Genomic DNA, 12,982 nt, shown 5'->3' on the forward strand with positions numbered 1-12,982 from the left:
CAGCCCATAAGGGTCAAGCCGTGGCGTGTCCGGCCGCGGCGGCGCGACGCGAATGGCCTTGACCTGCTGCGCCATGCGCTTTCGGTGCGCGTCCCAGAGGGACCGGGCAAAAGGGTCTTCCGATTCAAGTATATCGGACTGGACCGCCAGCGCCTGGTGAACAATGGCGTTGTCTTTCTCAAGGCGCCGAAGCGCCGGTCTGCTGCCCGGCCAGCGAATGCCGCGCAACGCGATCAGGGAGGCGAGAAATCCGAGGGCAAACAGGCCGGCCGTCGCAATGCGCAACCAATCCGGCACCAGCCGGAAATATCCGAGCCAGGACAGCGCGGCGAACAGGGCGGCAACCCCGATCGCCGGCAGCAGCCGGGGCCACAGGCTCTCGCAGAAAAGGATGAACTGGGTGGCACGCGTGCGCACGCTGATGCGCCGCAGCAAAGCCTGCCCGGTCGAGTGGTCCTGCGGTTTCGGTGCCGCCATGGGTGTCGAATCCTCCTGATATCAGGATAAAAGGATAGCATCCTTTGCGGCAAAGGCGAGACGGGGCAACAAATTATGAGCGGAAAGCCTGCGGAATCCGCCCTCCCGGAACGGCCTTGCCGGCCGTTCAAAGCCAGTCAGGAAGGGAATCCAGGCCGATCAGGTCCTCATAGGTCGGGCGCGGCCTGACCACATGAAACTCGCCGCCATTGACGAGGACTTCAGGCACGAGCAGCCGGGAATTATAGGTTGAAGACTGCACGGCGCCATAAGCCCCGGCGGAGTTGATGGCGATGAGATCGCCGGCTGTCATCGCCGGGAGCGTGCGGTCCTTGGCGATATAGTCTCCGCTTTCACAGACCGGTCCGACGATATCGACAGGCATGTTCGGCGTGTCCGGGTCCGGTACGGCAACCGGCCGGATGTCGTGCCAGGCTTCATAGAGGGTCGGCCGGATCAGGTCGTTCATGGCCGCGTCGACGATCAGGAACGTCTTGGAGCCGGTTTCCTTCACGTAAATGATCTCGCTGACCAGGATGCCGGCATTGCCGGCGATCATTCGTCCGGGCTCAAAAACCACCTTGCAGTTCAGCGATTTCAGGTTTTCCAGCACGACATCGGCATAGGCCTGCGGATCGGGCGGCGGGTTGTTGTCGTCGCGATAGGGAATGCCGAGGCCGCCGCCGACATCGACGTGGTCGATCGCATGACCGGCCTCACGCAGGCGGGCGACAAGCGTTTGCAACAGCTTGAAGGCGTCGTCATAGGGCTTAAGTTCAGTGATCTGGCTGCCGATATGCAGATCGATGCCGGTCACCTCTATGCCGGGAAGCTCGGCGGCATGCGCGTAAACGGATTCCGCATCGCGCCAGGAAATGCCGAACTTGTCTTCCTTCTTTCCGGTGGAGATCTTCGCATGGGTCTTCGCATCGACATCCGGGTTGATGCGAAAGGAAACGGGTGCGGTGCGGCCGAGATGTGCCGCCCGCTGGCTGATCATCTCCAGTTCGGGCCGCGATTCGATATTGAAGCACAAAATCCCGACATTCAGCGCGAAGTCGATTTCCCGGACGGTCTTGCCGACGCCTGAAAAAACAATCCTGTCGGCCGGTATCCCGGCGGCCAGAGCCCTGCGCAATTCTCCTTCGGAGACCACATCCGCGCCGGCCCCGAGCCCTGCGAGCGTTGCCAGGACCGCCTGGTTCGAATTCGCCTTCATGGCATAGCAGACAAGCGCGTCGATATCCGCGAAGGCCTCGGCGAACACCCGGTAGTGGCGGGTCAGCGTGGCGGTTGAATAACAATAGAAGGGCGTGCCGACCGATCGTGCGATCTCGGCAGTGCTGACGTCCTCGGCATGGAGGATGCCGTCCCTGTATTCAAAATGATTCACCGGCCCGCCGCCTACTGGATGAGCGGGTCGAGAATGAAACGGCGCTCGGGAACGGTTTTTTCCTTCTCGTCCGGATCCTCGACCATGTCGCGGGGCGGCGGCACTTCAAGCGGACCCTTGCGTCCGCAGCCGGCGGCTACCAGTCCGATCAATACTAGAAACATCGCAGCTTTGGCGGCAGATGTGGCGTTCATGGAGCGCTCGCAAATATCCGGAATGTCTGAGTGCAGGTCTTTTAGAGCAAGTCAGGTCTAAATTGAAGCATTTGATGGCGGAAAATCGGTTCATTCGGCAAGGCGCGTCGCGCAGCGCGATGTGGGGCATCGGGCAAGCGGCGCAACGGTGAGCCCGTCTCGTGCAATCGTCCAGTGGACGATTGCGAGGGCGAACGATGGGCCGATTTTCCCCACCCTTGAAAGGAAGAGGATATTGGAAAATACCGTTGAATGGGCCGGGCGATTTTGTCCTCTGACTGCGTTGGCTCGCGCTTGTGGTGGGATAGCACCACCGCACGCAACCCGCCTTGTCAGAGACCAAAATCGCCACGGTCAAATGCTTCAATTTAGACCTGACTTGCTCTGAACCGTTTCGGCGCCAATGTGCACCCTGTTTGTGCAGCTTTCCGGATCGCTACAGGCGCTCGCGCCACCAGGCGATCTGCGCGCGCACATTGTCCGGCGCCGTGCCGCCGAAGCTCTTGCGGCTTGCAACCGAGGCCTCGACGGTGAGGACCGAATAGACATCTTCGCTGATGGACGGGTTCAGCTTGCGCAATTCCGCAAGCGGCAGGTCGGACAGTTCGCAGCCGCGCTCCTCGGCCAGCGCCACGGCGCGCCCGGTCACGTGATGGGCATCGCGGAACGGCAATCCGGCCTCGCGCACCAGCCAGTCGGCAAGATCCGTCGCGGTGGAATAGCCCGACCCGGCGGCCTGTTTCATGCCGTCGGCGAGAACCTCCATATCGGCGACCATCCCGGTCATCGCCGCAATCGCCAGTTCCAGCGTTTCGGCCGCATCGAAGACCTGTTCCTTGTCCTCCTGCATGTCCTTCGAATAGGCGAGAGGAAGCCCTTTCATGACGGTCAGCAGGGCGATCAGGGCGCCGTTGACGCGCCCGGTCTTGGCGCGCACGAGTTCGGCGGCGTCCGGATTCTTCTTCTGCGGCATGATCGAGGAGCCGGTTGAGAAGGCATCGGACAGACGGACAAAGCCGAATTGCGGTGTCGACCATATGACGATTTCCTCGGCCAGACGCGACAGATGGGTTCCGCAAATGGCCGCCATGCCGAGGAATTCGAGCGCAAAGTCGCGGTCGGAAACGGTGTCGATCGAGTTGCGCGTCGGTGTCGAGAAACCAAGCGCCTCAGCCGTTGCCTGCCGGTCTATCGGGAAACCCGTGCCGGCAAGCGCCGCCGCGCCGAGCGGGCATTCGTCGAGCCGGACAAGCGCGTCGTGCACGCGTGAACGGTCGCGGCCGAACATTTCGACATAGGCCATGCAGTGATGGCCGAAGGTGACGGGTTGCGCGGTCTGCAGATGCGTGAAACCAGGCATGACGGTGTCGGCATGTTCTTCGGCGCGGTCGAGGAATGCGGCGATCAGCCGGGAAAGCGCCCTTCGCGTCTTTTCAAGCTCGGCGCGGACCCACATGCGAAAATCGAGCGCGACCTGATCGTTGCGCGAGCGGGCCGTGTGCAGCCGCCCGGCAGCCGGGCCGATCAGGTCGGACAGCCGGGCTTCGATATTCATGTGAATGTCCTCCAGCCGCCGCGAGAATTCAAAGCCGCCGCTCTCTATTTCTGACAATATCGTGTTCAGGCCCTGCACAATCTTGTCACGATCGTCTGAGCTTATTATGCCAGTGCTGGCCAGCATGTCGGCATGGGCCAGCGAGCCGCGGACATCCTCGGCGTAGAGTTTCCGGTCGAAGTCGATGGACGCGTTGATGTCTTCCATGATCGCGTCGGGACCGGAGGCGAAGCGTCCGCCCCACATCTGGTTGGAGGATTTGCCGTTCATGTGTCAGTCAGCTCCGGAGATGACATAAATGTCGGACCAAAAAAGCAGAAACCTCACAGTCTTCGCGATTGTTGGCGCCGCTGTTGTCCTGGCCGTCGTGGCCGTTCTGGCTGCGGTATACGTGAACGATGCGCCCTATGGCAACAATTCCGATGGCGCGGACGCCACGGCGACTGCCTCCATTGCCGCGTGCTCCCCGTCCATTGAACTGGCAAAGGCGCTGCAGCCATTCGCCACGGGTGACGTTGCGGCCATGGCCTCGGCATCGGAGCCGAAGTCGCTTGCCGCGCTGGCGTTCAATTCGCCGCAGGGAGAGCCGATGACCGTCGGCGATATGTCCGGAAAGACACTGCTGATCAATCTGTGGGCGACCTGGTGTGCGCCCTGCCGGGAAGAGATGCCGGCGCTCGACGAACTGCAAAGCGCCATGGGCAGCGACGCGTTCGAGGTCGTCGCCATCAATATCGACCAGGGCGACGACAGCAAGCCGACCGCGTTTCTGCAAGAGATCGGCGTCGGCAGCCTCGCCTTTTACCGGGACAACACGATGGGCATCTTCAACGATCTGAAAAAGGAAGGCCTTGCATTCGGCTTGCCGGTGACGCTGCTTGTCGACGAAAGCGGCTGTCTCGTCGCCAATATGAACGGCCCGGCGCATTGGTCGAGCGACGATGCCAAAGCCTATGTCGGGGCTGCTCTTTCGAACCGGCAACAGCCGTCTTCATAGACGTTTCGCAGAACCGATCGCCGAGCGAGCGGGCCGGGGGCGTAGCCTTACCGGGTCGGGACCGGCTCCTCGCCGCGATAATCGTAGAAGCCGCGGCCGGTCTTGCGACCGAGCCAGCCGGCCTCGACATATTTCACCAGCAGCGGGCAGGGCCGGTATTTGGAGTCCGCGAGGCCGTCGTAGAGCACCTGCATGATCGACAGGCAGGTGTCGAGGCCGATGAAGTCGGCGAGCTGCAGCGGGCCGATCGGGTGGTTGGCGCCGAGTTTCATGGATGTGTCGATGGCTTCGACCGTACCGACGCCCTCATAGAGCGTGTAGATCGCCTCATTGATCATCGGAAGCAGGATGCGGTTGACGATGAAGGCCGGGAAATCCTCCGCCACGGTCACCGTCTTGTCGAGGGAGACGACGAATTCCTTTGCCGTATCGAAGGTGATGTCGACTGTCGCGATGCCGCGCACCAGTTCGACGAGGCGCATGACCGGAGCCGGGTTCATGAAGTGAATGCCGATGAAGCGCTCCGGGCGGTCGGTCGCCGAGGCGAGTCGGGTGATCGACAGCGACGAGGTGTTGGTGGCCAAAATGGCCTCCGGGTTCAGAACCGGGCACAGATTGGCGAATATCTTGCGCTTGACCGTTTCGTCTTCCGTCGCCGCCTCGATCACAATGTCCAGCGACGCGAGGTCCTCAACGGCCGGGGCCGCCACGATGCGCCCGATCGCCTTGTTGCGGTCGGCCTCCTTCAAGGTGCCGGCCGAAACCTGGCGGGCCATGTTGCCGTTGATCGTCGCCAGCCCGTCCTTGATGCGTTCCTCGGAAACGTCGTGCAGATGGATGTCGTATCCGGCAATCGCGCAGACATGCGCAATGCCGTTGCCCATCTGACCTGCTCCGATTATTCCAACAGATTTGATCGCGTTGGCCATTTTTGTTCCGTTCTTTCGGGGTGTCGCGCGCTTATGCCCATAAACTAAATGGCCGGGCTGACAACGTCCAGCCCGGCCATCGGTTTTGCGTGACGAATCTGCCTGCGAATCGGGAGCGCTACAGCGACTTCTCCAGTTCGGGAAGGACGTCGAACAGGTCGGCGACAAGGCCGTAATCGGCAACCTGGAAGATCGGTGCCTCCTCGTCCTTGTTGATCGCGACGATCACCTTGGAATCCTTCATGCCGGCGAGATGCTGAATGGCGCCGGAGATGCCGCAGGCGATGTAAAGGTCCGGTGCGACCACCTTGCCGGTCTGACCGACCTGCCAGTCGTTGGGCGCGTAACCGGCATCGACCGCCGCGCGCGACGCGCCGACGGCGGCCCCGAGCTTGTCGGCCACCGGAAGGATGACTTCCTGGAACTTTTCCTCCGAACCGAGGGCCCGTCCGCCGGAAATGATCACCTTCGCCGAGGTCAGTTCGGGACGGTCGCTTTCCGACAACTTTTCCTCGACAAAGCTCGAAAGCCCGGGATTGTCGGCCGCCGACACCGTCTCGACCGATGCCGAACCGCCTTCGCCGGCCGCGTTGAAGCCGGCGGTGCGCACGGTGATGACCTTCTTGGCGTCGGTCGCCTGCACGGTCTGGATCGCATTGCCGGCGTAAATCGGACGCTTGAAGGTATCGGCGCTCACCACGTCGGTGATGTCCGAGACCTGCATGACGTCCAGAAGGGCGGCCACCCGCGGCATCACGTTCTTGCCGGTGGTCGTTGCCGCGGCCACAAGGGCGTCATAGTCGCCGGCAAGCGCGACCATCAGCGCGGCGGTCGGCTCGGCGAGGCTGTATTCCAGTTCGTCCGCCTCGGCCAGAAGGACCCTTGACACGCCCTCCAGCTTCGCGGCCTCGTCGGCGACGGCCTTGGCGTTTTTGCCTGCAACCAGCACATGGACATCGCCGCCCATCTGAGCAGCGGCGGAAAGCGCCTTGGCGGTCTGATCGGAAAGGGACGCGTTGTCGTGTTCCGCAAGAAGAAGAGTGGTCATGCGTGTGATCCTTTCCTTAAAGTACGCCGGCTTCGTTCTTTAGCTTGTCGACCAGCTCGGCAACGTTTTCGACCTTCACGCCCGCCTTGCGGCCTTCCGGCTCTTCGGTGGTCAGCACCTTCAGGCGCGGCGCGGTGTCGACGCCGTAGTCGGCGGTGGTCTTCTTGTCCAGCGGCTTCTTCTTCGCCTTCATGATGTTCGGCAGTGACGCATAACGCGGCTCGTTGAGCCGCAGGTCCGTCGTGACAACCGCGGGAAGCGCGATCTCGACGGTCTGGAGACCGCCGTCGACTTCACGGGTCACGGACGCCTTGCCGTCGCCGATTTCGATATCGGATGCGAATGTTGCCTGCGACCAGCCAAGCAGTGCCGCGAGCATCTGTCCGGTCTGGTTGGCGTCGTCGTCAATGGCCTGCTTGCCGACGATGACGAGACCCGGATCCTCCTCGGCAACGACCGCCCTGAGAATCTTGGCAACGGCAAGCGGCTCGACCGTGTCGTCCGTCTGGACCAGGATGCCGCGATCGGCGCCCATGGCGAGAGCGGTGCGGATGGTTTCCTCGGCCTTGGCCGGTCCGATGGAGACGGCGACGATTTCCTCGACCTTGCCGGCCTCTTTCAGCCGGATCGCCTCTTCGACCGAAATCTCGTCAAACGGGTTCATGGACATCTTGACGTTCGCGAGCTCAACACCCGAGCCATCGGGCCGGACGCGGATCTTGACGTTGTAGTCGACGACCCGTTTTACTGGGACCAGAACTTTCATTCGCTTACCTTTCTCAAATCGTGCGCAGGACTGTGCACATCCGGCGTGTCCGGTGCTGGCTGGATGGCGACATGGTCATGTCCATTTCTGGCCAAAAACATCCGGCTTATTTGAAATATCGAGCCTCTCGGCAGTCACATATCTGCAAGTGGCCTTGTCGGTCAATTGCGTTTGTGCCGCATGGATATGATTTCACCCGTTCGGCGGGACGGCGCCGGTATCAGCGGCCCCAGCGCCTTTTGACCTGCGGAACGGGAGAACCGCGTCGTACCACGGCGCGCGGCGAGACGATCTGACGGTCGAACAGCGGCACGTCGCGTCTTTTCAGAAGGACGACAAGGATGGCGCCGGCGACAATGCCGCCCACATGCGCGGCCCAGGAGACTGCTCCGTCACGGTCGGCAACCACCATCACGAACTGGTATCCGACCCATATCAGCAGCGGCACGAAGGCCGGCAGCGGTAACGGAATGCGCCACAGAACCAGAATCCAGAGTTTGACCCGCGGATGCAGGATCAGATAGGCGGCGACCACGCCGGCAACCGCGCCGGACGCACCGATGAGCGGCGCTTCGGACCCGGCATTGACGAGGCCATGGGCCAGAGCGCCGGCCGCCGCGCAGGCCAGGTAAAAGATCAGAAACCGGACATGGCCGAGCGCATCCTCGATATTGTCGCCGAAGACCCAGAGGAAAACCATGTTGCCGGCAAGATGCATGAAATTGGCATGCAGGAACGCATAGGTGATGTAGGTCGCGGTTTCGGGGACAAGCGTCAGACCCGGGGCAAGCTCCGCCGGACCGAGGGCCACGGCGGGTATGAAACCCAGTCCGAGGACCGCCGCCGTCGTCAGTTCGCCGCTGGCGCCGCTCAATGCGGTCGCAATCCACAGCAGCACGTTGACCGCAATGATCGTCAGGGTGACATATTGACGGTCGATATGGTCGAGGTCGTTGCGGTCGTTGAGCGGTATGAACATCGCGGTTTACCGGTTTTTGCCCGGCACCCACAGAACGTCGGCGCGGCCGTTGTCGTTGGCGCAGCGCGCGGCGACAAAGAGAAGATCGGAAACGCGATTGATGTAACGCAGGCCCTCGGCGTTCACATGGGCGCCGGTGCCGGCCAGTTCGACCATGATCCTTTCCGCCCTGCGGGCAACCGTCCGCGCCAGGTGGAGTGCCGCGGCGGCGGGCGAGCCGCCGGGCAACACAAAGGACGTCAGCGGATCGAGATCCGCGTTGAGCCTATCGATCTCCGTTTCGACACGGACGACCTGCTGCGCGGTGACGCGCAGCGGCTCGTAATCGGGTTTCCTGCCATTGTCCGGTGTTGCCAGATCGGCCCCGAGGTCGAAAAAATCGTTCTGCAGGCGGGCCAGCATATCGTCGAGCGCGGGAAGGGCGGTGGTGTGCAGGCGGGCCATGCCGATACAGGCATTGGCTTCGTCCACGGTCCCGAAGGCCTCGACGCGCAGATCGTTCTTGGCGCAGCGCTCGCCGGTGCTCAGTCCCGTGGTGCCGTCATCGCCGGTGCGCGTGTAGATCTTGTTTAGCTTGACCAAAACCTTCTCCCAGAATCTAGCGGCCGCCGCCGGTGAGCCACAATACAACCACGATCAGCACGACGGCAATAAATTGCAGAAGCACGCGGAGCTGCATGAGCTTGTTGGACAGATTGCCCGAGCCGCCGCGCATCATGTTGAACAGGCCCCGGATGAGCACGAAAACGACGGCGGCCATCGCCACCAGTGCCAGATAGTAGAAAAACGATGCCATTTTTGTTCCTGCTTTGGCGCTAGCGATTCCGGAGGAGGCGGTAGAATACGCTTGGCGGAAGAATTCGTTTCATCAGGATCGCAATCCTTGCGGGCCGGGTGATGACATAATGGGGCCTGGGCCGCCGGCTTTCCAGTGCGCGTTTGAGCACGGCGTAGACGGCATCGGGCTTGAGCTTGCTTGTGGAGCGCACGCCGCCTTGCCGGAGCCGCTGCATTTCCCGTTGATAGTGTTCCCGGTGAATGGATGCACCGACGTCGACATGGCGTTCAATATAGGTCAGCGCATTGATTGCGAATTTCGATTCGATCGGGCCCGGTTCAATCAGGCTCAGATGGATATCCGTGCCCGCAAGTTCGTGCCGCAGCGTGATTGACAGACCCTCCAGAGCGAACTTGGAAGCGTTGTAGGCGCCGCGAAAGCGCAAGGGAACGAGACCCAGGATCGAGGAGCACTGCACGATGCGCCCGTGCCCCTGATCCCGCATGACGGGAACGATACGCCGGGTCAGCTCGTGCCAGCCGAAGAAATTGGCCTCGAACTGCTCGCGCAGCACGTCGGTGCTGAGGTCCTCGACCGCGCCCGGCTGGCCGTAGGCACCGTTGTTGAAGAGGGCGTCGAGCGTTCCGCCGGTGGCTTCAAGAACGTCCTGCGCCAGTTTTGCGATGCTTTCGGGCTCGCGATAGTCGAGATAGAAGGCATCGAAACCGTCCTGTTTCAGCGCCTCGATATCCTCTGCCTTGCGGGCCGTGGCAAATACCCGCCAGCCATCGTCCCGCAAGGCGCGGGCGCAATAGGCGCCGATGCCCGAGGAGCATCCGGTCACAAGAATGGTTTTGCTTTTCGACATGAAGGCCCGGTCCGTGCTGTCAGTCCCTCGCCCGGGACCGAATGGAGATAAGCTGTCTAGAGCGTGTCTTGTTTAAATGGAAACATTTGACCGCGGCGATTTTGTTCTCTGACAAGGCGGGTTGCGCGCCGTGGTGCCAGCCCACCACAAGCGTGAGCCAACGCAGTCAGAGGGCAAAATCGCCCGGCCCATTCATCTATGTATTGCAATGCGATAGTCCTTTCCGGGGTGGGGAAAATCGGCCCATCGGTGTTGTTGCGCCTTACCTGTTTGTTCAGCGCCAAAGGCTGTGTGATGGTGCCTTGCCGAGTAAACCGATTTTCCGCCATCAAATGTTTCCATTTAAACAAGACACGCTCTAGCGTCTGCGTGACGTCTTTGACAAGCAGCAGCACGGCTTGCCATCAATAAGTTGTTCTGCACACGAGCGCGGTTTGCTATGCAGGCTTCAGGCGCCGGGCTGCGATCGGCCGGCGCGGAACGGGCAAAACGGAGAGTTTGCATGACGGCAGGGTATCTGTGGAGGATCGTTCGCGGCGCCGTCGTCCACTTCAACCGGGACGACGGCTGGGCGATGGCCAGCCATGTGGCGCTGTCGACGCTGCTCGCCATTTTCCCCTTCCTGATCTTCGCCACCTCTCTTGCGAGTTTTGTCGGCGCGGATGCCTTTGCCGATACGGCCGTCCATATCGTCTTCGATACCTGGCCGAAATCGATTGCCGAACCGATATCGCAGCAGGTCCTGACCGTGCTGACGGTCAATCGCGGAGGCGTTCTGACCGTGTCGGTCCTGGCCGCCGCGTTCTTCGCGTCAAACGGTGTCGAGGCGCTGCGCGTCTCACTCAACAGGGCGTACCGGGTTACCGATCGTCGCTCGATCTTCTTCAACCGCGCGCAAAGCCTCGGCTTTGTCGTGATCGCGGCGCTCATCCTTCTGGCAATCAGTTTCCTGCTCGTGCTGGCACCGCTTCTCACGGATGCGATGCGCCGCTGGCTGCCCTGGTCGGACGATGTGATTTCGCATCTCGACAATTGGCGTCTGGTGGTCGCGGTCATCGTGCTCTTCGTCGGCCTGATTGTGTGTCACAGATGGCTGCCGGCCGGTTACAGGCCCATCCGCGCGACGCTTCCGGGCGTTTTGGTTACCATGATCTTCTGGATGGCCGGGGCGCTGCTCTTCTCGGCCTATCTGCAGCAGTTTTCGACCTATGTGGCGACCTATGCGGGGCTCGCCTCCATCATGATCGCATTGATTTTCCTCTACATTGTCGCGGCGATCTTCATCCTTGGGGCCGAGCTCAATGCCTCTATCCTCGCCGAGGCGCAGTAACACCGCAAATCCCGACCCCGGGCGGTATTTTCCAGACCCTTAAAAAACCGCCGAATCCATTGAAAGAGCATTAACCGCGCTTCCCGGAAACCCGCAAAATCGATGGGTTTTGGAGTATTATCCGCTTCGGACAAATGAATTGTCACGCGGAGCTACTTGTGTGGTGTGGGCGATATCAAGTCTCGGCGTCTGCAAATGACGGAGCATGGACATGTTTACATTCCTGTCACCGGAATTGGCCTACGCGCTGATTTTCGCGTGTGTCATGATCTGGTTTTTCGCCGGTCATGCCATGGACAGCATAATGGGGACGATCGGCTTCGGCGTGTTTGGCAACATGATCGTGATGGCAGCCGGCCAGGCCCTCGGGATGATCCTGGTGAATATGGCCGGCCTTCCGATGAACAGTATGCAGGTGCTCGTGGCGTCGTCGTTGCTCGGCGCATTCGGGGCGCTGCTGCTGCTGGCCTTCCTGAAGCAGGTCTTTCTGCGGATTTGATGCCAGCCAAATACGGTTAAAGCAGGCAAACCGGCGTCATATCCTGGCGCCGGTTTCGCATGTTGTGATGACTTCGGCGGCGGTAAGGCCCGCATCCCTGAGCGCGCCGATGCCGGTATCGCTTCGGCTCTTTGAGAGTTTGCGTCCGTCCGCGTCGACGAGCAGCGCGTGATGGCGGTAATCCGGTTCGGGCAGATCCAGCAGCGCCTGCAGCAGCCGGTGAACGGATGTGGCGTGGAACAGGTCGTGCCCCCTGACAATTTCGGTAACACCCTGGAGCGCATCGTCGATGACGACGGAGAGGTGATAGCTGGTCGGCGTGTCCTTGCGCGCCAGGATCACGTCGCCCCAGTTTCCGGGATCGGCCCTGATGTCGCCGGTCTCGCCCAGGGGCCCGCGTCCGGCCTCACGCCAGCCGACAGGACGGCCGATCCGGGCGCGGGCGGCTTTCATGTCAAGGCGCCAGGCAAAGGGCCGGTCCGTATGCGCCAGTTCCATCCGCTCGGCGGTCGCCAGGGAGCGTTCATTGCCGGGATAGTGCGGCGCGCCGTCCGGGTCGCGCGGCCAGGTTTTCCCGGTCGTCTCATATTCGCCGACATGATCGCGGATCTGCGAGCGCGTGAGGAAGGCGGGATAGACAAGACCGGTTTCCTTCAGTCGCTCCAGCGCCGTGCGGTAATCGGCGAAGTGCTCGCTTTGCCTGCGGACCGGCTGCTCCCATGAAATGCCCAGCCATTGCAGGTCCGCCATGATCCGCTCTTCAAAATCCGGCGTGCACCGCTGCGTGTCGATATCCTCCATGCGCAGCAGGAGGCGGCCGTTGCACCGTTCAGCCGCGCGTTTGTTGCACAACGCCGAATAGGCGTGTCCGAGATGAAGACGGCCATTGGGGCTGGGGGCGAAACGGAAGACGCGTGGCGCGGTCATGTCGCCAGCCTTGCCGTAAATATCATTCCGGTCGGTCCCTCTTCATTCGCTGCCGCGAGCGTTGTATTAGCAAAACACCGGCGTCGTGAACATCGCCGCAAAGGGGAGCAGGTTCCGCGGTGAGACAAGCACCGGCAAGGCGCATAGAAACGCCCGAAGATGTGACGGAAGGTCTGGCGGCCCTGGCGGTGGCCGACCCGCGCCTGACGAGCATTATCGACCGGGCCGGACCGGTGCCCCTG

16 protein-coding genes are annotated in these 12,982 nt (G+C 61.7%); 3 read left to right on the forward strand and 13 right to left on the reverse strand.

Features of this window, described 5'->3' with window-relative positions; genetic code table 11:
• From AC5E6N_RS19305 to argH, 4 genes are all read right to left on the reverse strand, one after another.
• The coding region (locus tag AC5E6N_RS19305; RefSeq protein ID WP_491749344.1) for a DUF4175 family protein at positions 1-477 on the reverse strand (477 nt) is incomplete at its 3' end.
• Positions 478-604: 127 nt separating this feature from the next.
• A complete protein-coding gene (gene lysA / locus AC5E6N_RS19310; protein WP_491749345.1) occupies positions 605-1,870 on the reverse strand; it encodes a diaminopimelate decarboxylase in 1,266 nt (421 codons plus the stop codon).
• A gap of 11 nt (positions 1,871-1,881) precedes the next feature.
• Positions 1,882-2,064 (reverse strand): LPS translocon maturation chaperone LptM, encoded by a 183-nt coding sequence (gene lptM / locus AC5E6N_RS19315; RefSeq protein WP_491690384.1) that lies wholly within the window; start codon positions 2,062-2,064, stop codon positions 1,882-1,884.
• A gap of 436 nt (positions 2,065-2,500) precedes the next feature.
• Positions 2,501-3,889 carry an argininosuccinate lyase gene (argH, locus tag AC5E6N_RS19320; protein WP_491749346.1) on the reverse strand — a complete coding sequence of 463 codons (1,389 nt, stop codon included), beginning with the start codon at positions 3,887-3,889 and terminating at the stop codon, positions 2,501-2,503.
• Positions 3,890-3,917: 28 nt separating this feature from the next.
• On the opposite strand from argH, the gene tlpA reads away from it, so the two are divergent.
• The gene (tlpA, locus tag AC5E6N_RS19325; RefSeq protein ID WP_491749347.1) at positions 3,918-4,616 is read left to right on the forward strand and encodes a thiol:disulfide interchange protein TlpA; all 699 of its coding nucleotides are present in this window, start codon (positions 3,918-3,920) and stop codon (positions 4,614-4,616) included.
• A 47-nt stretch (positions 4,617-4,663) separates the two neighbouring features.
• Here tlpA and AC5E6N_RS19330 read toward each other — a convergent pair whose 3' ends face one another.
• The 8 genes from AC5E6N_RS19330 to AC5E6N_RS19365 all read right to left on the reverse strand — a co-directional run bounded on the left by AC5E6N_RS19330 (position 4,664) and on the right by AC5E6N_RS19365 (position 10,379).
• On the reverse strand, positions 4,664-5,545 hold the full coding sequence (locus tag AC5E6N_RS19330) for a 3-hydroxybutyryl-CoA dehydrogenase (RefSeq protein WP_491690381.1): 882 nt from the start codon (positions 5,543-5,545) through the stop codon (positions 4,664-4,666).
• 118 nt (positions 5,546-5,663) lie between these two features.
• The gene (locus tag AC5E6N_RS19335) at positions 5,664-6,593 is read right to left on the reverse strand and encodes an electron transfer flavoprotein subunit alpha/FixB family protein (RefSeq protein ID WP_491749348.1); all 930 of its coding nucleotides are present in this window, start codon (positions 6,591-6,593) and stop codon (positions 5,664-5,666) included.
• A 16-nt stretch (positions 6,594-6,609) separates the two neighbouring features.
• Positions 6,610-7,359 (reverse strand): electron transfer flavoprotein subunit beta/FixA family protein, encoded by a 750-nt coding sequence (locus tag AC5E6N_RS19340; protein ID WP_491749349.1) that lies wholly within the window; start codon positions 7,357-7,359, stop codon positions 6,610-6,612.
• Between the two features lie 220 nt (positions 7,360-7,579).
• The gene (locus AC5E6N_RS19345) at positions 7,580-8,338 is read right to left on the reverse strand and encodes a rhomboid family intramembrane serine protease (RefSeq protein ID WP_491749350.1); all 759 of its coding nucleotides are present in this window, start codon (positions 8,336-8,338) and stop codon (positions 7,580-7,582) included.
• A gap of 6 nt (positions 8,339-8,344) precedes the next feature.
• The gene (locus AC5E6N_RS19350; RefSeq protein WP_491749351.1) at positions 8,345-8,920 is read right to left on the reverse strand and encodes a cob(I)yrinic acid a,c-diamide adenosyltransferase; all 576 of its coding nucleotides are present in this window, start codon (positions 8,918-8,920) and stop codon (positions 8,345-8,347) included.
• A gap of 16 nt (positions 8,921-8,936) precedes the next feature.
• On the reverse strand, positions 8,937-9,134 hold the full coding sequence (locus AC5E6N_RS19355) for a twin transmembrane helix small protein (RefSeq protein ID WP_491690376.1): 198 nt from the start codon (positions 9,132-9,134) through the stop codon (positions 8,937-8,939).
• Positions 9,135-9,153: 19 nt separating this feature from the next.
• On the reverse strand, positions 9,154-9,984 hold the full coding sequence (locus AC5E6N_RS19360) for an SDR family oxidoreductase (RefSeq protein ID WP_491749352.1): 831 nt from the start codon (positions 9,982-9,984) through the stop codon (positions 9,154-9,156).
• A 56-nt stretch (positions 9,985-10,040) separates the two neighbouring features.
• Positions 10,041-10,379 carry a hypothetical protein gene (locus AC5E6N_RS19365; RefSeq protein ID WP_491749353.1) on the reverse strand — a complete coding sequence of 113 codons (339 nt, stop codon included), beginning with the start codon at positions 10,377-10,379 and terminating at the stop codon, positions 10,041-10,043.
• A gap of 107 nt (positions 10,380-10,486) precedes the next feature.
• Between AC5E6N_RS19365 and AC5E6N_RS19370 the strand changes: the two genes are divergently transcribed.
• Positions 10,487-11,314, forward strand: a complete 828-nt coding sequence (locus tag AC5E6N_RS19370; RefSeq protein WP_491691333.1) for a YihY/virulence factor BrkB family protein — start codon at positions 10,487-10,489, stop codon at positions 11,312-11,314.
• 235 nt (positions 11,315-11,549) lie between these two features.
• Positions 11,550-11,813, forward strand: coding sequence for a hypothetical protein (locus tag AC5E6N_RS19375; protein ID WP_491749354.1), 264 nt, complete (start codon positions 11,550-11,552; stop codon positions 11,811-11,813).
• A gap of 36 nt (positions 11,814-11,849) precedes the next feature.
• On the opposite strand, the gene gluQRS is transcribed toward AC5E6N_RS19375, so the two are convergent.
• Positions 11,850-12,740, reverse strand: coding sequence for a tRNA glutamyl-Q(34) synthetase GluQRS (gene gluQRS / locus AC5E6N_RS19380; RefSeq protein ID WP_491749355.1), 891 nt, complete (start codon positions 12,738-12,740; stop codon positions 11,850-11,852).
• Positions 12,741-12,982 lie beyond the last annotated feature (242 nt).

The organism is Hoeflea sp., assembly GCF_984452065.1.